At 67.0% G+C, this 20,228-nt stretch carries 13 protein-coding genes; 10 read left to right on the top strand and 3 right to left on the bottom strand.

Annotated elements, in window-relative coordinates:
• Window positions 1-59: 59 nt before the first annotated feature.
• Genes RBB46_RS00070 through hrpB form a run of 3 tightly spaced genes read left to right on the top strand, consistent with a single transcriptional unit; the run spans window position 60 to window position 4,035 of the window.
• The gene (locus RBB46_RS00070) at window positions 60-512 is read left to right on the top strand and encodes a methylglyoxal synthase (RefSeq protein ID WP_306026789.1); all 453 of its coding nucleotides are present in this window, start codon (window positions 60-62) and stop codon (window positions 510-512) included.
• On the top strand, window positions 512-1,555 hold the full coding sequence (gene glk / locus RBB46_RS00065; protein ID WP_306026788.1) for a glucokinase: 1,044 nt from the start codon (window positions 512-514) through the stop codon (window positions 1,553-1,555). Before RBB46_RS00070 ends, glk begins: the two co-directional genes overlap by 1 nt.
• The gene (hrpB, locus tag RBB46_RS00060; RefSeq protein ID WP_306026787.1) at window positions 1,552-4,035 is read left to right on the top strand and encodes an ATP-dependent helicase HrpB; all 2,484 of its coding nucleotides are present in this window, start codon (window positions 1,552-1,554) and stop codon (window positions 4,033-4,035) included. The genes glk and hrpB overlap by 4 nt, the downstream gene beginning before the upstream one ends.
• Before the next feature lie 30 nt (window positions 4,036-4,065).
• Here the strand turns inward: hrpB and putA are convergent, their stop codons facing one another.
• On the bottom strand, window positions 4,066-7,209 hold the full coding sequence (gene putA, locus RBB46_RS00055; RefSeq protein ID WP_306026786.1) for a bifunctional proline dehydrogenase/L-glutamate gamma-semialdehyde dehydrogenase PutA: 3,144 nt from the start codon (window positions 7,207-7,209) through the stop codon (window positions 4,066-4,068).
• Between the two features lie 146 nt (window positions 7,210-7,355).
• Between putA and RBB46_RS00050 the strand changes: the two genes are divergently transcribed.
• The 4 genes from RBB46_RS00050 to RBB46_RS00035 all read left to right on the top strand — a co-directional run bounded on the left by RBB46_RS00050 (window position 7,356) and on the right by RBB46_RS00035 (window position 11,529).
• Complete coding sequence (locus RBB46_RS00050) at window positions 7,356-7,841, top strand: Lrp/AsnC ligand binding domain-containing protein (RefSeq protein ID WP_306026785.1); 486 nt, start codon at window positions 7,356-7,358, stop codon at window positions 7,839-7,841.
• Window positions 7,842-7,929: 88 nt separating this feature from the next.
• Entirely contained in the window at window positions 7,930-9,177 is a 1,248-nt protein-coding gene (locus RBB46_RS00045; protein ID WP_306026784.1) for an ABC transporter substrate-binding protein, read from the top strand.
• Between the two features lie 28 nt (window positions 9,178-9,205).
• On the top strand, window positions 9,206-10,888 hold the full coding sequence (locus tag RBB46_RS00040) for an ABC transporter permease (RefSeq protein WP_306026783.1): 1,683 nt from the start codon (window positions 9,206-9,208) through the stop codon (window positions 10,886-10,888).
• Entirely contained in the window at window positions 10,885-11,529 is a 645-nt protein-coding gene (locus RBB46_RS00035) for an ATP-binding cassette domain-containing protein (RefSeq protein WP_306026782.1), read from the top strand. Before RBB46_RS00040 ends, RBB46_RS00035 begins: the two co-directional genes overlap by 4 nt.
• A gap of 36 nt (window positions 11,530-11,565) precedes the next feature.
• Here RBB46_RS00035 and bfr read toward each other — a convergent pair whose 3' ends face one another.
• A complete protein-coding gene (gene bfr, locus RBB46_RS00030) occupies window positions 11,566-12,051 on the bottom strand; it encodes a bacterioferritin (protein ID WP_306026781.1) in 486 nt (161 codons plus the stop codon).
• Between the two features lie 756 nt (window positions 12,052-12,807).
• Between bfr and RBB46_RS00020 the strand changes: the two genes are divergently transcribed.
• The 3 genes from RBB46_RS00020 (at window position 12,808) to RBB46_RS00010 (ending at window position 18,994) form a co-directional block, all read left to right on the top strand.
• A complete protein-coding gene (locus tag RBB46_RS00020; RefSeq protein ID WP_306026779.1) occupies window positions 12,808-14,484 on the top strand; it encodes a methyl-accepting chemotaxis protein in 1,677 nt (558 codons plus the stop codon).
• Window positions 14,485-14,662: 178 nt separating this feature from the next.
• Window positions 14,663-16,378, top strand: a complete 1,716-nt coding sequence (locus RBB46_RS00015) for a methyl-accepting chemotaxis protein (protein ID WP_306026778.1) — start codon at window positions 14,663-14,665, stop codon at window positions 16,376-16,378.
• Window positions 16,379-16,558: 180 nt separating this feature from the next.
• On the top strand, window positions 16,559-18,994 hold the full coding sequence (locus RBB46_RS00010; RefSeq protein WP_306026777.1) for a methyl-accepting chemotaxis protein: 2,436 nt from the start codon (window positions 16,559-16,561) through the stop codon (window positions 18,992-18,994).
• Window positions 18,995-19,135: 141 nt separating this feature from the next.
• Here RBB46_RS00010 and RBB46_RS00005 read toward each other — a convergent pair whose 3' ends face one another.
• A complete protein-coding gene (locus RBB46_RS00005) occupies window positions 19,136-19,936 on the bottom strand; it encodes a xanthine dehydrogenase family protein subunit M (protein ID WP_306026776.1) in 801 nt (266 codons plus the stop codon).
• Between the last annotated feature and the right edge of the window lie 292 nt (window positions 19,937-20,228).

Genomic DNA, 20,228 nt, shown 5'->3' with positions numbered 1-20,228 from the left:
CAGGGGATCGTCGCCACGGTGATCCTCGCCCGACCGCATGCAGCAAGCAGGATCGACCCTTGACCGAACCGCGCCGCAACGCATCCGCCGCAAGGCCCTCGCTCGCCCTTGTCGCCCATGACGCGCGCAAGGACGAGATGGTTGCCTTCGCCCGCGCGCATGAGGAAAAACTTCGCTCGTACGACCTTGTGGCAACCGGAACGACCGGCGGGCGCATTCTCGAGGCCTGCCCGTCCCTGAAGATCGAGCGCCTCAAGAGCGGCCCGCTCGGCGGCGACCAGCAGATCGGCGCGATGATCGCGGAAGGCCGGCTGCAGGGGCTGATCTTCCTGGTCGACCCGCTCTCGCCGATGCCGCATGATGTCGACGTCAAGGCCCTGATGCGGCTCGCGCTTGTCTACAACATCCCCATGGCGCTCAACCGTGCGACGGCGGAAATCCTGCTGCGCTCGGCCCGGCTTGCCGGCCTCGCCACCACGTCGACCACCCCGGAAATCATACCCCTGGCCTGATGACAGCGACCCTTACCGGCTTCCGCAATTTCCGTTTTCCCGTGCTCGTCGCCGATATCGGCGGCACCAATGCCCGCTTCGCCGTGGTCAGCGATGCGCATGCGGAAACGCACGTCTTCGGTTCGGTGGCAACCGGGGCCTATACAGACCTTGCCGCCGCCGTGGTCGACAAGGTGCTCGACCACACGTCCCTGATGCCGCGCACGGCGGTGCTGGCCGTGGCCGGACCGGTCACCGGCGACCGCATTGCGATGACCAATGCCGACTGGGTGATCGAGCCCCGCGCCTTGATCGGGCAGCTCGGCCTGGAAAGCGTCGTCGTGCTCAACGACTTCGAAGCCCAGGCCCTGGCGCTTCCGGGGCTTGAAGGAGACGATATCCGGCAGATCGGTGGAGGCACGGCGCTGCCGCACCGGGCCAAGGTCGTGCTGGGCCCCGGCACGGGCCTTGGCGCGGCCGCCATGGTGCATGCCGCGGGCACCTGGGTGCCGATACCCGGCGAAGGCGGGCATGTCGAACTCGGTCCCGTCTCCGAAGACGACTACCGCGTCTGGCCCCATATCGAGCGACTCGAGGGGCGAATCGGCGCCGAACGGATCATCAGCGGCGCGGGCCTCCTGAGGCTAGCGCGCGCGGTAGCAAGGCAGGCCGGAACCGAACGGCGCTTTGCCGTACCGCGCGACGTGACCGAGGCCGCCGATGCGGGCGACGAGATCGGCCTGCGGACGATGGACATGTTCGTGCGGGCGCTTGGCCGGGTTGCCGGCGATCATGCGCTCACCTTCCTTGCCCGTGGCGGTGTCTTTCTCGGTGGCGGCATTCCCGGCCGGATCGACACCTATCTGGCGCATCCTGCCTTCCGCGCCGCCTTCGAGGCCAAGGCCCCGCATGCAGCGCTGCTCGCCAGCATCCCGACTTTCCTGATCCGTCACGAGAACCCTGCCCTCGAGGGGCTTGCCTCATTCGCGCGAACACCGACGCTCTTTGCCGTCGAGCTCGCCGGACGACACTGGATGCGGGACGGCGTGCCGGCCGCCGGATGAGCGGGCCGCGCAAGGGACAGCCCGCCCTGCCGATCGAGGCTGTCCTTCCCGATCTGTTGAAGACGCTGGCAGCCAGCAATGCCTGCGTCCTCGTTGCCGAACCCGGAGCCGGCAAGACGACGCGCGTCCCGCTGGCGCTGCTCGATGCCCCCTGGCGCGGCGATGGCCGCATCATCGTCCTGGAACCGCGCCGTCTTGCCGCCCGTGCAGCCGCCGCTCGGATGGCCTCGATGCTGGATGAGGAAGTCGGCGGCACGGTCGGCCTGCGCGTCCGGCTGGAAACCCGCGTCTCGGCCAGAACCCGCATCGAGGTGGTCACCGAAGGCGTCTTCACCCGGATGATCCTCGAGGACCCGGAGCTCTCCGGCATCGCCTGTGTCCTGTTCGACGAGTTCCACGAACGCTCTCTCGACGGCGATCTCGGCCTGACCCTTGCCCTCGACACGCAGGGCGCGCTGCGCGAGGACCTGCGCATCGTGCCCATGTCCGCGACGATCGACGCGGCGCGTATCGCCGCCCACCTGGGAGGCGCGCCGGTCATTCATTGCGAGGGGCGCAGCTTTCCTGTCGAGACCCGCTATCTCGGCCGTGATGCGACGCGGCCGCCGGCAGACCAGGTCGCGGATGCCATACGTCGTGCCCTCGCCGAGGAAAGCGGCTCGATCCTCGCCTTTCTGCCCGGACAGGGCGAGATCCGCCGCGCAGCCGACCTGCTTGCCGGTACGCTTCCCGCCGACGCCGACCTCGCCCCGCTCTATGGCGCCTTGTCCGGCGCCGAACAGGGCGCTGCCATCCGGCCTCCTGCGGCCGGCCGGCGCAAGGTGGTACTTGCCACATCCATCGCCCAGACCTCGCTCACCATCGAGGGGGTGCGCGTCGTCATCGACAGCGGGCTCGCCCGCGTGCCGGCCTTCGAGCCCGACACCGGTCTCACCCGGCTGGAGACGGTGCGTGTGTCGCGCGCCGCCGCCGACCAGCGCCGCGGCCGTGCGGGACGCATGGAACCGGGCATCTGCTACCGGCTCTGGGACGAGGCACAGACAGCCTCCCTTGTCCGCGACGACCGCCCGGAGATCCTGGAAGCCGACCTTTCCGGCCTCGCCCTCGATCTTGCCGCCTGGGGCGTCACCGAGCCGGCCGCCCTGCGCTTTCCCGACCCTCCGCCGGACCCTGCCTGGAACGAGGCGGTGACGCTTCTCAAACGCCTCGACGCGCTCGATGCGCAAGGCCGCCTCACCGGAACCGGCCGGCGGATGCGCGAGCTGCCCGTCGCGCCGCGCCTTGCCCACATGCTGGTGCTGACGGGCAAGTCGGGCGAGGCCACGCTGGCCGCCAGCATCGCGGCGCTTCTGTCGGAACAGGGGCTGGGCGGACGCTCGGTCGATCTTCGTCACCGGCTCGATGTCTTCCTCCGGGCCCGCGATTCGCGCAGCCGCGCCGCGCAGGGCCTTGCGGACCGTTGGCGCCGGCTTGCCGGCGGCGGGCGCGAAGACGTGAGCGCGACGCAGGACGCCGGGCGCATCCTCGCACTCGCCTATCCCGACCGTGTCGCGCAGGCGCAGGACGGCAAGGGCGGCTTTCGCATGGCCAACGGCCGCGGCGCCCGGATCGAGGAAACAGAAGCGCTGGCGCGCGAGGCCTTTCTGGTTGTCGCCGAGGTTCAGGGGAGCGCCGCGCGTGGCCGCATCCTTCTCGCCGCCCCGCTTGCGAGAGAAGAGATCGAGGAGCTGTTCGCCGCCCAGATCACCCAAGAGACGCAAGTCACCTGCGACGGATCGGGCACCGTGCGGGCACGCCGCCTCAGGCGCTACCGCAAGCTCGTGCTGCGTGAGGATATCGAGCCTTCACCCGATCCGGATGCCGTGGCCGATGCTCTTGCCGGTTTCATTAAGGCGCGCGGCGTCGATGTTCTTTCCTGGTCGAAACTGCAGGCCGTCCTGAGATCACGCGTCACGACACTGCGCAAGCTGCTGCCAGCGGACGAGGCCGAGACCTGGCCGGATGTCACGGATGCCGCGCTCACGGAGCGTCTCGACGACTGGCTCAGGCCCTATCTGGCGGGAAAGCGCAGTCTCGGAGAGATCGGCGCCGAAACGCTCGGCAACGCGCTGGCGGCGCTGCTGCCGCAACACAGGCTTGGCGAACTCGACCGGCTTCTGCCCGGTCACTTCACGGCCCCCTCCGGCTCGCATGTTCCGATCGACTACGGCCGCGACGAAGGTCCGGTCCTGCCCGTGCGCGTGCAGGAACTGTTCGGTCTCGACCGGCATCCGGCGATTGCCGGCGGACGGGTGCCGCTCATCCTGGAACTGCTGTCGCCGGCGCACCGACCGATCCAGATCACCCGGGACCTGCCGGGTTTCTGGCGCGGCTCCTGGAACCAGGTGAAGGCGGAGATGAAAGGCCGCTATCCCAAGCACCCCTGGCCGGACGATCCCCTTTCAGCCTCCGCAACCAACCGGGCCAAGCCGCGCAAGTAGCACAGGCCTGGCCCGGCAGGTGTGCGCCGTTCAGTCTTCCTCGGCCATGGCGATGAGGCTCGCGTTGCCGCCGGCGGCAGCCGTGTTGATGGACACCACCTGCTCCAGCGCGAAGCGGCCGAGATAGGCAGGGCCGCCCGCCTTGGGGCCCGTTCCGGACAGGCCGGAACCGCCGAAGGGCTGGGTGCCGACCACCGCCCCGATCGTGTTCCGGTTGACATAGACATTGCCGACCGAAAGGCGATCGACGACGGCCGCGACCGTCGCGTCGATGCGGCTGTGCACGCCGAGCGTCAGGCCGTAGCCGGTGGCGGCGATCGTCTCCAGCATCTTGGGCAGGTTCGACGCCTTGTAGCGCACCACATGCAGGATCGGGCCGAAAGTCTCCCGGGTGAGCGCGTCGGGACTGTCGAGCTCGACGATATGCGGCGCCACCCAGGTGCCGCCGGCAAACGCGCCACCCGGGGCCTTGCAGGAGAGCAGCACCTTTTGCGAGCGCTCCATTTCCTCCAGATGGGCGACCAGCCGGTCGCGGGCGTCGGCATCGATCACCGGGCCGATATCGGTTGCCGGATCGGCCGGATCGCCGAGCGACAATTCGCGCGCGGCTCCCTTCAGCATCTCGATCTGCTTGTCGGCGACATCCTCCTGCAGGTAGAGCAGGCGGAGCGCGGAGCAGCGCTGGCCGGCGGAGCGGAAGGCCGACATCATCACGTCGTCGCAGACCTGCTCGGGCAGGGCCGTGGCATCGACCAGCATGGCGTTGATGCCGCCGGTCTCGGCGATCAGCGGCACGATCGGGCCGCGCTTTTCGGCAAGCGTGCGGTTGATCGCCCAGGCGGTTTCCGTCGAGCCGGTAAAGGCGACGCCGGCGACGCGCGGCTCGGCGACGAGTGCCGCGCCGAGATCACGGCCACCGGGGGCCAGCAGGAAGACGTCTTGCGGCACACCTGCGGCGTGGATCAGCTTTGCCGTCTCATAGGCGATCAGCGGGGTCTGCTCAGCCGGCTTGGCAATAACCGTGTTGCCGGCAAGCAGCGCCGCAGTGATCTGGCCAAGGAAGATCGCCATCGGAAAGTTCCACGGCGAAACGCAGACGAAGACGCCGCGGCCGCGCAGCCGGTAGCGATTCTCCTCGCCCGTCGGGCCCGGCATCAAAGTGCCCTCACCGAAGAGCTTGCCCGCCTCGGCCGCATAGTAGCGGCAGAAATCGACGGCCTCGCGCACTTCCGCCAGCCCGTCGGGCAGGGTCTTGCCGGCCTCCCGCGCCAGGATCGCCATCAGCCGGGGGGCGTCATCCTCCAGCATGTCGCCAAGCCGCCCGATCGCGGCAGCACGCTGATCGACCGGCGTGCGCGACCAACGGACAAAGCCCTTCGAGGCCGCTTCGAACATTGCCGGAACCTCGGCCACCGTCGCCTCGCGCACCCGGCCGGCGCGCGTGGTGCCGTCGACAGGGGACAGAATATCGCGCGTCGGACCTTCAGAGGGCGCTCCCGGATACAGCGGATGCGCCTTGTCGACGGTCACTTGTGCGCCGGCCATTGCCTCGTGCAAGCGGGCACGGTCGCGGGCGACGCCAAATTCCAGGCCCTTCGAATTGTTGCGGCTCTCGCCATAGAGGGCCACCGGCAACGGGATCTTCGGGTTGCGCGCGCGGGTGCCGCCGGCAAGCAGGTCCTGCGGGCGGGCGAGCAGGCGCGAGATCGGCACGGAGGCGTCGCCCACGGCGGAGACGAAGGAGGAATTGGCGCCGTTTTCCAGAAGGCGACGAACAAGATAGGCGAGCAGATCACGATGACCGCCAACCGGCGCATAGATCCGGCAGGGATGGCCGTCGCGTTCGGCCACCGCCTTGAACAGGCTCTCGCCCATGCCGTGCAGGCGCTGGAACTCGTAGCCTCCGTCATTGCCGGCAAGCGCCACGATCTGCGCCACCGACAGCGCGTTGTGCGTCGCGAACTGCGGATAGATGCGCGGGCGCGCTGCAAGCAAGGCCCTGGCGCAGGCGAGATAGGACAGGTCCGTCGCCGCCTTGCGGGTGAAGACCGGGAAATCTGTCAGGCCGCGCTCCTGCGCGCGCTTGATCTCCGTATCCCAGTAGGCGCCCTTGACGAGGCGCACCATGAACTTGCGATCGAGAGCCTCGGCAAGGCCGATCATCCAGTTGACCACCTCGAGCGCTCGCTTCTGATACGCCTGGATGGCGAGACCGAACCCGTCCCATCCCGCCAGAGAAGGATCGGCCGCAACCGCTGCGATCACGTCGAGAGAAATCTCCAGACGGTCCGCCTCCTCCGCGTCGACGGTGAAATTCAGATTGTGGCGCTTTGCCGCCTGGGCAAGCTTCAAAAGCTGCGGCACGAGTTCATCGCGCGCACGCACGCCCTTGACCGCCTCGTAACGCGGATGCAGCGCCGAGAGCTTGACCGATATACCGGGACGGTTCGGCAGTTCGCCGCTGCCGGCCGCCTTGCCGATCGCCTCGATGGCATCCGCATAGGAACGGAAATAACGTTCCGCGTCCTCGGCCGTACGGGCTCCCTCGCCGAGCATGTCGTAGGAATACCGGTAGCCCTTGGCCTCCTGACCCTTCGCCCGGGACAGTGCGCCCTTGATGCTTTCGCCGAGGACGAACTGATGGCCGAGAACACGCATCGCCTGCCGGGTGGCGGCACGTACCGCCGGCATGCCCATGCGCTTGACCAGCGATGCGAGGATCGTGTTTGGCGCCTCGCCCGGATGGATCAGCCGCGAGGTGATGCCAAGCGCCCAGGACGATGCGGACACCAGCCAGGTGTCGGACGGGCCGCCCTCGGACTCATCGAACCGCGCGGCCGCGAGCTTGTCCTCGATCAGCTTGTCGGCGGTCGCCGCATCCGGCACGCGCAGGAGTGCCTCGGCCAGCACCATCAGCGCCAGCCCCTCGCGCGTCGAAAGACCGTATTCGCGCAGGAAATCCTCGACCCCGCCCAGTCCGCCAATGGCCGAGCGGATCGCCTGGATATAGCCGGAGGCCAGCTCGTCCACCCGTGCCTCGGTCGCCTCGTCAAGCGCCCCCTTGCCGATGAGCGCGCGGACGGCAGCCTCATCGGACGGAGCGAAAGGGGCGCGGAAGGGCGAAAGATCTTTATGCGACCGCGCGACAGGCGCGCGTTCCGATGCGAGGCTCATGACAGCTCCTGAACACAACGAGTGCCGCGCGGCGGATTTCCCGACGGGTCCACGCCCGAGCCGTCCGCCTAGCGAATTCCCCTATCATAACCGCAATTCTTCCGTTATTTTCTTCGAAAATAACCTGAAAAACGGAGTTTTATTCTGTGAAATCCGAAAATACCGCTGAAACCCCGGCGCTCGATCGGATTGACCGTCGCATTCTGGCGGTCCTCCAAGTGGATGGCCGGATCACCACAACGGACCTCGCGGCCAAGGTGAACCTCTCGTCGACGGCAACGGCGGAGCGGATGAAGCGCCTGATGCGGGACGGCTACATCCTGCGTTTCTCCGCCGAGCTCGACCCGCTCCGCCTCGGCCTGGGGCTGCTGGTCTTTCTGCAGGTCAAGCTTGATCGTACCACACCCGATGTCTTCGACGCCTTTGCACAGGCCGTGAAGCGGGTGCCCCAGGTGCTGGAGTGCCACATGGTGGCCGGCGGGTTCGACTATCTGGTCAAGGCGCGCGTCTCGGACATGGCCGCCTATCGCAAGCTGCTTGCCGATGCCGTGCTCGACCTCCCGGGTGTGCGGGAAACCCACACCTACGCCGTAATGGAAGAGGTCAAGGACACCCACGTCCTGCCACTTTAGGTCAAGGCCACGGCACCATAACGAAGCCGTGTGTTGACCGTCATTGCCGCCTCTTGCAGGAAAGGACAAAAGGGAAGGACCTGCCTCCATGTTCCATAGCCGCCACTGTTCGCGCCCAATTGCCGGCGCAGCGCTCGCCGCCAGCCTGCTTCTTGCCGCGCCTTTCACCGGAGCACAGGCAGCGGACGCCCCCGACCCCGCCGACTGGCCCGCCGTGCTGGACGCAGCGCAGGGGCAGACAGTCTATTTCCATGCCTGGGGCGGGGAGCCGCGCATCAACAGCTACATTGCCTGGGCAGGAGAACGGCTGAAGGAACTGCACGGTGTCAGCGTCGAGCAGGTGAAGGTCGACGACACCGCCAATGTCGTTGCCCGGGTTGTCGCCGAGAAGGCGGCCGGACAGGACACCGGCGGCGCGGTCGATCTGGTCTGGATCAATGGCGAGAACTTCGTTTCCCTGAAGAAGGCCGGTCTGCTGATGACACCCGGCTGGGCGACGAAACTCCCCAACTGGGATCTAGTCGACACGACGGACAAGCCGGCGGTGTTGACGGACTTTACCGAGCCGACAGACGGGCTTGAAAGCCCCTGGGGCATGGCCAAGCTCGTCTTCATGCATGACACGGCGACACTCACGCACGCGCCGACGACCCTGGCCGCGCTGGCTGAATACCTGAAGGCCCATCCCGGGCGCTTCACCTATCCGCAACCGCCCAATTTCCACGGCTCGACCTTTCTCAAGCAGGTGCTGGCGACAACCATCGCCGACAAAACCAAGCTGACGAAGCCGGTCGATCCGGCGAGCTTCGAGAGCGATGTCGCGCCGCTGTTTGCCTGGCTCGACGCGTTGCACCCGACCATGTGGCGGCAGGGGCGTGCCTTCCCGCAGAACCAGCCGGCCATGCGCCAGCTCCTCGCCGACGGCGAGATCGATATTGCCTTCACCTTCAACCCCGCCGGCGCGTCGGCCGCGATCGCGGCCGGCGAGTTGCCCGACACGGTGCGCACCTTCGTCCTCGACGGAGGCACCATCGGCAATGCCCATTTCCTTGCGATCCCGTACAATGCCAATGCCAAGGCGGGGGCGCTGGTTCTGGCCAACTTCCTGTTGAGCGCGGAAGCGCAGGCGCGCAAGCAGGACCCGACGATCTGGGGCGATCCGACCGTGCTCGCCATCGATGCCTTGAGCGATGCCGACAAGGCCCGCTTCGCCGCGCTTGACCTTGGCATCGCAACGCTGGCCCCGCAGCAGCTCGGCCCGGTCATCGACGAGCCGCATGCAAGCTGGATGACGGCGCTGGAACGCGCCTGGACCGCCCGCTACGCCTCCCAATGACGACACGGACCGGGCAGGCCGCGCGACGATGATCAGACTGGCGCCGGCGGCAACACTGGTCCTGATGCTGGCTCCGGTTGCCGCGGGTCTTGCGGGCACGCTGCTGCCGGCCTTCGGCCTCGTGCCCGCGCTCGGCGGCGAGACGCTGTCGCTTGAGGCGTTCCGCCGGCTCGCCGCGCAGCCGGGGCTGGGCACTTCCGTCCTTCTTTCCATGGGCACAGGCCTTGCGGCAACGCTCGGCGCCTTCATGCTGACGATCCTGTTCACCGCCGCCTTCGAAGGCACGTACATCTTCCGCGCCTTGCGCGCCCTGCTCTCGCCACTGATGTCAGTGCCGCACGCAGCGGCAGCCTTCGGCCTTGCCTTCCTGATCATGCCGTCCGGCTTCGCCATGCGGCTCCTGTCGCCCTGGGCGAGCGGCGCGACGCGTCCGCCCGACGTGCTCATCGTCGGCGATCCGGCGGGCATCGCCATGACGTTCGGCCTTATGGCGAAGGAGATCCCCTTCCTCTTTCTGATGGTCCTCGCCGCCTTGCCGCAGGCCGACCCGGCCCGCGCACGGCGCGTCGCGGCAAGCTTCGGCTATGCACCGGTCGCCGGGTGGCTGAAGACCGTTCTGCCGCGCGTCTATCCGCAGATCCGCCTACCGGTCTTCGCCGTCATCGCCTACGCCACCTCTGTGGTCGACGTCGCCCTCATCCTTGGCCCGACGACACCGCCGCCGCTTGCCGTGCGCCTGACTGGCTGGATGAACGATGCTGACCTGTCGCTGCGCTTCATGGCCTCGGCCGGAGCGCTGCTGCAGCTTGGCGTGAGCCTTGCCGCCATCGCCCTTTGGATCGTGGGAGAGAGGGTTCTCGCGTGGCTCGGCCTGCGCTGGATCGCGAGTGGCGGGCGGCGGGCCGCCGATCGTTCCCTGGCCGCGCTTTCCGGCGTGCTGATGAGTGTGCTGACCGGCGCCTTGCTGCTCGGCCTGCTCGTGCTCGCGCTCTGGTCGCTGGCCGGACCCTGGCGGTTTCCGGACGCCCTTCCGGCAAGCTTCACGCTGGCAACATGGCAACATCACCTGGCGGCGGCCGGAGCGACGATCGGCACGACGCTGGTGATCGGGCTGCCGGTCGTGGCGATCGCCGTCACGCTGGCGCTTGCCTGTCTGGAAAACGAGACCCGGCGATCCCGCGTCCTGCGGCACCGGTCGTTGCCGCTGGTCTACCTGCCGCTGATCGTGCCGCAGATCGCCTTTCTGTTCGGCCTGCAGATCCTGTTCCTGATGGCGGGACTGCACGACACTCTCGTCGCTGTCGCGCTCGCCCACATGGTCTTCGTCATCCCCTATGTGCTGCTGGCGCTTTCCGACCCCTGGCGCGCCATCGACCCGCGCTACGGCCATGTTGCGAGCGCACTGGGCGCATCTCCCGGCAGAACCTTCTGGCGGGTCCGCCTGCCGCTTGCACGGCGCGCCGTCGCCACCGCCGCGGCGCTCGGTTTCGCCGTATCGGTCGCGCAATACCTGCCGACGCTCTTGATCGGCGGCGGACGCACGGCAACCGTGACCACCGAGGCCGTGGCGCTGGCATCGGGCGGCAATCGCCGCCTCGTCGGCCTCTATGCGCTGCTGCAGATGGCCCTGCCCTTTGCCGCGTTCGCACTGGCCGCGGTCATTCCCGCGGTGACCTTCCGCCACCGCCGAGAACAGGAGCCCGGCGCATGAGCGAGCCGCTGACCTTCGAGAAGGTGGAAATCTCCCTCGCCGGGCAGCCGCTGATCGGCCTCGACAGGACCATCGGCCCCGGCGAAGTGCTGACCGTGATGGGCCCCTCGGGCGTCGGCAAGTCGAGCCTTCTGGCCCATGCCGCCGGCTTTCTCGCCCCCGCCTTTCGAGCGCGCGGGCGGGTGCTGTCCGGCAGCATCGAGGTCACGGGACTGCCGGCGCACAAGCGCCAGCTTGGCCTGCTGTTCCAGGATCCCTTGCTCTTCCCGCATCTGAGCGTCGGCGCCAATCTCGCCTTCGCGCTGGCGCCCGACCTGAAAGGCCGCGCCGCCCGTGAGGCAGCGGTTGCCGCAGCGCTTGCCGATGTCGATCTTTCGGAGTTCGCGGGCCGCGATCCCGCCACGCTTTCGGGCGGCCAGAAGGCGCGGGTCGCCCTGATGCGGGTCTTGCTGTCGCGTCCGCGCGCGCTGCTGCTTGACGAGCCGTTCTCCAAGCTCGACGCCGCGCTGCGTGGCCAGATCCGCAAGCTGGTCTTCGGCAAGGCCCGCGCCCGCGGACTGCCCGTGCTGCTCGTCACCCACGACCATGCCGACGCGGAGGCCGCCGGAGGCTCGATCGTCGACCTGACCCTGTCCGCCTGACCGGTGGCCAGGCCGCAAACACCCGGGCAGGGGCGCTCAGCCAGCCGCGTCGGCGGCGGAGGACTGCAGCAGTGCATAGCGCTCGATGCCGATCTGCTCGATCAGGCTGAGCTGCGTTTCCAGATAGTCGATATGGTCTTCCTCATCGCCCATCAGGTCCTCGAAGAGGCGCATGGTGACGTAGTCGCCGACGGCGAGCGTCACCTCCCGCGCTTCCTTGTAGAGCGCACGGGCGGAGTATTCTCCGGCAAGGTCGGCCTCGATCACGTCCTTTAGAGACTGCCCGATCCGCAAGGGGTCGAGCGTCTGCATGTTGGGAAATCCTTCGAGAAAGAGGATCCGTTCGACGATGCGGTCCGCATGCTGCATCTCCTCGAGCGATTCCTCGCGCTCCTTTTGCGCCAGCTTGCCGTATCCCCAGTCGTCGAGCACACGATAGTGCAGCCAGTACTGGTTGACCGCGGTCAGCTCGTGGCGCAGCGCCTTGTTGAGGTAGTCGATGACTTTCGCGTCACCCTTCATCGCCCGTCGTCTCCCCCTTTGCCGGCGGCGTGCCCGTTTCCGCCGGTGCTTCCTCATGGATTATCGGAATAATCGTGCTGAAGCATCCCCCACAACGCGGTCGCTTGCCAAGCGCGCGAAAGACCGCACCCGGCGTCACGACAACGCGGTCGGGACCGGACTGGAGCTCCCGCGCGGCGCGGCGCAACTCCTTGTCGGTCAACACATTGCAGGAACATACGATCACGTCGAATGCAGGCCGGCGGCATGCCGCGCAACCTTCCCTTCGAAAAGTTGAACTTTGGACACTACATATGGGACGAACCGGGCCGATGCAAACCGATTGCGTCGGTATACGCCAGGACGCGCGGCGCGGCATGCGGAAAAAGCTTGCGCGACGACGCGACTCATCTTCTGCTTGAAAGATTATCGGGTTTCCGCGCGGCCTTCCTGTTAGCACCTCCCGCCTGTGCGAGGTTTCGCCCTGCAGGCATGGCGGCAAAGTCCCGACCAGTAAAACATCTCGTTGCCGGTGACGAAAATCACCGGAACCTCCTCCTTAACTCCCTTTCCAGAAAACAGAAAAGCGGATTTCAGCTCATACTTCTGCTGAAATAGGCAAATTTACGAATGATTAGCCGATCTATCCTATTCATGACGTGAAGACACGTAGCGGAAGGTCCGTCTCCGGTTCATGCGAACCGGTTTTGACGCCAACAGTCGGCTGCGTGCCTTATCGGGCGACAGGTGCCGGGTACCTGTCTGAAGGAGCGTTTCATGAACTGGAAAATCGGTCACCGCCTCTGGGCACTTGTCCTTCTTTTCGCAGCCGGCATCGCCGCCCTGCTCGCCATCCAGATCAGCGGCTACCACAGCCGTCTGGTGGAAGATCGCAAGTCGGAACTGCTCCATATCTCCGAAGTCGCCTATTCGGCAGTCGAGCGGGAATACAAGCTCGCGCAGGAAGGCAAGAAGAGCGATGCGCAGGCCCGCGCGGACGCGGCCGACACGTTGCGCAACATCCGCTATGCGGGCACCGAGTATTTCTGGGTCAACGATCTCGACCACATGATGGTGATGCATCCGATCTCGGCCAAGCTCGAGGGGCAGAACCTTGAAGCCATGGAAGACAAGACCGGCAAGCGCTTTTTCGCCGAATTCGTCAAGCTGGTGAAGGCCGAGGGCGAAGGGCTGGTCGAATACCACTGGCCGAAGCCGGGTTCCGACGAACCGGTGCGCAAGTTTTCCTACATCAAGGGCTTCATGCCGTGGGGCTGGGTCATCGGCACCGGCGTCTATGTGGACGACATCGATACCCTGTTCTACGGCGAATTGCTGCGGCAATCGCTGATCGTCTTTGCGATCCTGGCGCTCGGCGGCGGCATCTGCGTGCTGCTGGTGCGTTCCATCACCCGGCCGCTGCATGAGCTTGTCGGCCGCATGCGATCCCTGCGCGAGGGCGACACGCAGACCCCTGTTCCCGGCGCCGGGCGTGGGGACGAGATCGGCGAGATGGCGGTTGCGGTCGATGCATTCCGTGAGGCCGCGATCGAACGCGAGACGATGGCGAGCGAGCAGCAACGCGAGGAAGCCGCGAAGATCCGGCGCCAGCAGCGCATCGAGCAGTTGATCGCCCGCTTCCGCGACGTGATCGCGCAGCTTCTGGAGCAGGCGGAGGCAACCAACGCGACGTTCGGACGGGCCGCCGAAACGCTGTCGCACAATGCGGCCTCGACATCCGACCGCACCACCACCGCCTCCAATGCGTCCCAGGAAGCCTCGGAGAATGTCCAGTCGGTCGCGAGTGCGGCGGAAGAGCTCGCCGCATCGATTGCCGAGATCTCCCGCCAGGTCGGCCAGACCACCCAGGTCGTGACGGACGCGACGACCAGCGCCCAGGATGCCAACCTCAAGGTCTCCGGACTGGCTGCCGCCGCCCACAAGATCGGCGAGGTCGTGGTTCTCATACAGGCGATCGCCGAACAGACCAACCTTCTGGCACTCAACGCCACCATCGAGGCGGCGCGGGCCGGCGAGGCGGGACGCGGCTTTGCCGTCGTCGCCGCCGAAGTCAAGGAACTGGCGACCCAGACCTCCAAGGCAACCGAGGAGATCGGCGCCCAGATCACCGCGATACAGAACGAGACAGGCGAGGCGGTCGAGGTGATCGGGGTCATCGCCCGCACCATGCAGGACGTGAACGGCTACACATCCGCGATCGCGGCCGCGGTCGAGGAACAGGGCGCCGCGACGGGCGAGATCTCGCGCAATGTCCAGCATGCCGCGCATGGCACCAAGACTGTCGCCGACAACCTTGCCCGGCTTCTCGACACGGCGGAGCAGTCGACAGCCAGCTCCAGCGAGGTTCTCGACGCGTCCCGCAGCGTGACCACCACCTCGCAGCGTCTGAAGTCGGAGTTCGAGACCTTCCTGCAGGAAGTCAGCGCCGCTTAACTAACTGAAAAATCGCGCGCTTTCCCCTCCTTGACGAAAGGGAATGCGCGCGATTTCTCTTTTCCACCCGGTTAACCCGAGTTCATTTTCAGGATAACGACAATTTTACGTTTCTGCTTCAGTCTTTCTGCCAACGCAAAGTCAAGTAGCCAACAAACAACTGAGGGAACAACCGGTCATGGGCCTGCTTTCACGCTTAAACCTGGTCTCGATCGTCTCGATGGCCGCTGCTCTTATGATCGTGCTGGCTCTCGGCACTGTCGGAACAGTCATCTACATGGTCCTTTCCGATCGCATCCAGGCGGATGCGGTCACGCGCCAGGATGCCAGCCTTCGCGTTGCCGCGACCATCGTCGAGCGCGACATGCCCGGAACCACCATCACCTGGGGCGAGGACGGCAATGTCCGCCGCGTCGTGATGGAGAGCATTCCCGAAGAGGTCAGCGACCACACCATGATCGACACGATCGGCCGGATGACGGGCGAGACGGTCACGGTCTTCAAGTGGAACCCGGAAAACAAGGATTTCTGGCGCAAGACCACCAACATCATCAAGCCGGACGGCTCGCGGGCGGTGGGCACACCGCTTGGTCAGAACGGGGCAGTCTATCCCGTGCTGACGAAGGGCAACACCTTCCGCGGCGAGGCCGTCATCCTCGGCACCCCCTACTACACCATCTATGAGCCGATCTACTCGCCGGCCGACGAGATCACCGGCATTCTGTATGCCGGCGTGCGCAAGTCGGCGATCACGGCACTGATGGACAATGTCACCAGCAAGCTGATGATCGCCTTCGTGCCGATCCTGCTCGTCTCCGTCGCAGCCATGGCCCTTCTGGCGCGCCGCCTGCTGAAGCCGATCCCGCGCATCGCCGAAGTCGCGCACGACATCGCCGACGACAATCTCGAGGCGGAAGTGCCCTATACCGACCGCAAGGACGAGATCGGCCAGCTCGCTCTCGCCGTCGACGTGCTGAAGGAGCGCGCTCTGGAGCGCCGCCGCCTCGCCGCAGATCGCGAGGCAGCGACCAGCGAAAGCCGCAACCGCCAGGGCGAGATCGACGGGCTGATCGCCGAGTTCCGGACCACCGTCCAGACCCTGATCGGCACGGTCAGCCAGACCGCTTCGGGTCTCGACGAGACGGCGCGCGAACTCTCTGCTTCCGCCCATGAAAGCGCGGAACGGGCCGGCGAGACCTCGCAGGCAAGCTCGACCGCAACCGACAATGTCCAGTCCGTCGCCAGCGCAGCCGAGGAACTCTCCGCCTCCATCGCCGAGATCTCGCGCCAGGTCGGCCAGACCACCCAGGTCGTCGACCAGGCCACCCAGGGCACCCACTCGACCAACGAGAAGGTCGCCGGCCTTGCCGCCGCCGCCAACAAGATCGGCGAGGTCGTCTCGCTGATCCAGGCGATTGCCGAGCAGACCAACCTTCTGGCGCTGAACGCCACCATCGAGGCGGCACGGGCCGGCGAGGCCGGGCGCGGCTTTGCCGTCGTCGCCGCCGAAGTCAAGGAACTGGCGACCCAGACCTCCAAGGCGACCGAGGAGATCGGCGCCCAGGTCGCGGCGATCCAGGGCTCGACCGGCGAGGCCGTCTCGGCCATCGGCGAGATCGCCCAGATCATGCAGGAAGTGAACGGCTACACCGCCTCGATCGCCTCCGCGGTCGAGCAGCAGGGCGCGGCGACGAGCGACATCTCGCGCTCGGTGCAGCAGGCGGCGGAAGGCACCGGTGCGGTCACCCGCAACATGGAGCTGCTCGCCTCGACAGTGGAAAGCACCTCGGCGGCGGCCGGCAACGTGCTCGATGCCTCCGGCGCCATGAGCCGCAACACCGACGCCCTGCGCGAGGAGATCGACCGCTTCCTCAACCGTGTCGCCGCCGCCTGAGGCCGTCTTTTGACGAGAGTGGATTTGACACAGGCGGCGCGGCATCCAATGCCGCGCCGTTTTCTGTCAAACCTCTGGAATCGCAGAAGTTGTCGGCGTGAAAGAAATTCACCGCACTTTACCTAAGATTCACGGACGGCGGCCTATTGTCGCTCAGCTAATGCGTGTGGAGGATAATTGATGTCCCGGATTCTTGGCCTGGTTGGCAATCTCGGGTTTGCCGCGAAGATCGGCGGCGGGTTCGCCGTCGTGCTGCTGCTTGCTGCCGTTGTCGGCGGCGTCGGCACAATGGCGATCGGCGGTCTGACCAATCAAATGGAAACGTCGAAGATTGCCACGGGGGTCATGGCGCGGCTGCAGGATGTGTCCGCACTGCGGGAGACCTTCCTGCAAAGCCGTGACGCTGCCGACGCGGAGGCAACGCGGGGTGCTGTCACCGACCTGGAGAACGAGCTCCAGGCGCTGAAGGCATCCGTCGCCGGCGATATGGCCGCCTCCGAAGCGGTGTCCTCCGCGGTGAGTTCCGTGGCCGTGATGCGCGGGGACTTCGCCAAGGTCGGCGAGGAGATTTCCCGCCAGCAGCAGCTTTCAAGCGACCTTGCCGGCGCCATCGGCAAGCTGGGCGATCTCGCCAATCAGATCAATGGCGACATGCAGATCGTGCGCCGCGACGCCAAGCGCGAAAGCTTGCGCGCCGCCGCCACCCGCCGCAAGGCCGACGACATCATCCGCTTCGTCGTCTCGCTTCAGGAAGAAGCCCTCAGGGCCCAGTTCCTGTTCCTGCGCTCGACCACCTCGACGGCCGCCGGCCTGCTCGACGAGGCCGTGCTGGAGGCCAACAAGCTCGCGGACAATGCCCGCGCCCTCACCAATGCGCGCGTCGAAGGCGTCGACCAGGCAAGCGTCGAGGCGCTGGCGACCCGCTCCGGCGAGCTGCAGGGGTACTTCACCAAGCTGCAGGACACTTCCTCCTTCGCCGAGGTGCACAAGCTGCGCCGCGAGATCAACGTCGCCCTGGAGGAGATCGTCGGGGCCGCGAAGGCGGTACAGACTTCCGCCTACACGGCCATCGATCTGGTCCAGAAGGAGGTCCAGGCCCGTGACATCGACCTGATCAAGGTCGACCTGGTCTCGACCAATGCCGGCGACCTGTCGAAGCAGGCACTGGTGGTCAAGGCGACGACGCTGGAGTTCCTGACCGGCCTTGGCACCGTCGTTCCGGACAATGTCGCCCGCGAGATCGCGGAACTGAGCCGCGTTGCCGGCACGCTCGCCGCCTCCGCCACCCAGTTCCCGAAGGTCGCCGAGACGGTCAAGCTCGCCCAGCAGGAGATCGAATCCTATCGCGGCGCGTTCGACAACATGACGGCCAGCATCGACGCCGTGCGCCTGTCCTCCTCGGAGCTCGGCAAGGTCGCTTCGGAGATGCGGGGCAAGATCACCTCGCTTGCCAGCGAACAGGCAGACAAGGCCGCGACCTCGGGTGCCGCCAGCTTCTGGACCATCGCCGTCACGCTGTTGATCGTCGTCGGCCTCGGCATTGCCGTCGCCTTCGTGCTGTCGCTCGCCATCACCCGCCCGACCCGTCGCCTGACGGATGTCATGGGCCGGCTGGCCGAGGGCGACACCGATGTCGAGATCGCCGGCACCGAGCGCGGCGACGAGATCGGCGCGATGAGCCGCACGGTCGAGGTCTTCCGCGACAATGCCCGCGAGCGCGCCCGCATGCGGGAAGAGCAGGAGCATGAGCAGAAGGCGGCCGCGGCACGCCAGGCACGCGTCGACGAGTTGATCGGTTCCTTCCGGGCCCAGGTGCAGGAGTTGCTGTCCTCGGTCGGCGACACCGCCGCCGGGATGGAGGCAACCGCCCGCGACCTGACCCGGATTGCCAGCGAGAGCGCCGGCAAGGCCGAGGAGACGACCCATGCAAGCGGCGCCGCCACCAGCAACGTGGAAAGCGTCGCGACGGCAGCGGAAGAGCTTGCCGCCTCGATCAGCGAGATCGCCCGCCAGGTCGGCCAGACCACGGAAGTGGTCAACCAGGCCTCGCACGGCACCCGCCAGACCAACGAGAAGGTTGCGGGTCTTGCCGCCGCCGCCAACAAGATCGGCGAAGTCGTCACCCTGATCCAGGCGATCGCCGAACAAACCAACCTTCTGGCTCTCAACGCAACGATCGAGGCCGCCCGCGCCGGCGAGGCCGGCAAGGGCTTCGCCGTCGTTGCCGCCGAAGTCAAGGAGTTGGCCAACCAGACGTCCAAGGCGACCGAGGAGATCGGCGCGCAGATCGCGGCGATCCAGGGCTCGACCAAGGAAGCCGTCGAGGCCATCGGGGCAATCACCCAGACCATGCAGGAAGTCGACAGCTACACCTCGGCGATTGCCGCGGCTGTCGAACAGCAGGGCGCGGCGACCAACGAGATCTCGCGCAACGTCCAGCATGCCGCCGAAGGCACGACATCGGTGACGGCCAATATGGGGCAGCTCTCCAGCGCGGTCGCCGAAACCAATGCCTCGGCCGACATGGTGCTGGTTGCCTCCGGCGACGTCGGCGACAAGACCCGCGAGTTGCGCACGCAGATCGACCGCTTCCTGGCAGACGTGGCGGCGGCCTGAACAACCCGCTTACCCACGAAGAAACACCGAAACGGCCCGGGGATTTTGTTCCCCGGGCCGTTTTGTTCTGGAGCCCGGGTTCTGGAGCCGGGTTCGGGTGTTCTGGCGCGTCCGGTTTGGGTGCCTGGTCTGCGCGTGGGGTTAGGATGCGAGTTTGGCTGCTGCGCGTTTTGCCATGACGGCGATGAGGTTTGCGCGGTATTCGGCCGATCCGTGGATGTCGGAGATGAGGGTGCCGGGATCGGTTGCGACGCCGGCCGCGGCCTGCGGGGTGAGGCTTTCGGCGAGCGCGGCCTCCAGGCCTTCATGGCGGAAGACGCCGCTGGCGCCGGCGCCGGTGACGGCGGCGCGGATGCCCGCACCGGTCCTGGCCAGGAACACCCCGGCCATGGCATAGCGCGAGGCGGGGTTGGGGTATTTGGCATAGGCGCAGGCCGCGCAGGCGGGGAAGATGACCGCGGTGACGATCTCGCCCTCTTCCAGCGCCGTCTCGAACAGGCCGGTGAAGAAGTCGGCGGCGGCGATCTCGCGCCGGTCGGTGACGATGGTGGCGCCAAGCGCCAGGGCGGCGGCCGGATAGTCGGCGGCCGGGTCGTTGTTGGCCAGCGAGCCGCCGATCGTGCCGCGATGGCGCACATGCGGGTCGCCGATATGACCGGCCAGATCGGCAAGCCCCGGCGCCAGGCGGCGCACGATGTCGGACCCGGCCACTTCGGCATGGGTCGTCGCCGCGCCGATGCGCAAGGCGCCGCCGGTCTCGGCAATGCCCTTCATCTGCGCCACATGGGCGACATCGACCAGATCGGACGGGGCGGCAAGGCGCTGCTTCATCGTCGGCAGCAGGGTCTGCCCGCCCGACAGGATCTTCGCCTCCTCGGCGCCTGCAAGCTTCGAAGCCGCGTCCGCCACGCTCGTTGCCCGGTGATAGGTGGTCTCGTACATGTCCCTCTCCCTCGTTGCGCTGCCGGCTTGCGGCCCGCGCCCATCTGTCCTGGCCAGCCTGAGCCGGCCCGATCTTCCGGCCCTGTCGTTCGGCCCTGTCGTTCGGCCGCATCGTCAGGTCCGGCGGCCCATCCCGTCAGGCCCCGGCCTGTTCTGTCCCGTTGCGTGGCGCGGAACACCGCGCTGCTTGTTGCCCCTCTCCGGTCGCTGGCCGGCGGCCTATTCGGCCGCCTGCGCCGGCTGCACGGTCTTCAGCGCCCGCCACACCGCCTGCGGCGTTGCCGGCATCTCC

It is taken from the genome of Stappia sp. MMSF_3263 (genome assembly GCF_030733745.1).
Lineage (GTDB): Bacteria > Pseudomonadota > Alphaproteobacteria > Rhizobiales > Stappiaceae > Stappia.
Note: the sequence above shows the minus strand (reverse complement) of the source record. Positions and strands in the feature narration are given on the sequence as shown.

Excerpts from the sequence above, each read along its gene's own strand:
- glk (WP_306026788.1), top strand. The coding sequence starts at position 512 with ATGACAGCGACCCTTACCGGCTTCCGCAATTTCCGTTTTCCCGTGCTC.
- hrpB (WP_306026787.1), top strand. The coding sequence starts at position 1,552 with ATGAGCGGGCCGCGCAAGGGACAGCCCGCCCTGCCGATCGAGGCTGTC.
- putA (WP_306026786.1), bottom strand. The coding sequence starts at position 7,209 with ATGAGCCTCGCATCGGAACGCGCGCCTGTCGCGCGGTCGCATAAAGAT.
- RBB46_RS00045 (WP_306026784.1), top strand. The coding sequence starts at position 7,930 with ATGTTCCATAGCCGCCACTGTTCGCGCCCAATTGCCGGCGCAGCGCTC.
- RBB46_RS00040 (WP_306026783.1), top strand. The coding sequence starts at position 9,206 with ATGATCAGACTGGCGCCGGCGGCAACACTGGTCCTGATGCTGGCTCCG.
- RBB46_RS00035 (WP_306026782.1), top strand. The coding sequence starts at position 10,885 with ATGAGCGAGCCGCTGACCTTCGAGAAGGTGGAAATCTCCCTCGCCGGG.
- bfr (WP_306026781.1), bottom strand. The coding sequence starts at position 12,051 with ATGAAGGGTGACGCGAAAGTCATCGACTACCTCAACAAGGCGCTGCGC.
- RBB46_RS00020 (WP_306026779.1), top strand. The coding sequence starts at position 12,808 with ATGAACTGGAAAATCGGTCACCGCCTCTGGGCACTTGTCCTTCTTTTC.
- RBB46_RS00015 (WP_306026778.1), top strand. The coding sequence starts at position 14,663 with ATGGGCCTGCTTTCACGCTTAAACCTGGTCTCGATCGTCTCGATGGCC.
- RBB46_RS00010 (WP_306026777.1), top strand. The coding sequence starts at position 16,559 with ATGTCCCGGATTCTTGGCCTGGTTGGCAATCTCGGGTTTGCCGCGAAG.
- RBB46_RS00005 (WP_306026776.1), bottom strand. The coding sequence starts at position 19,936 with ATGTACGAGACCACCTATCACCGGGCAACGAGCGTGGCGGACGCGGCT.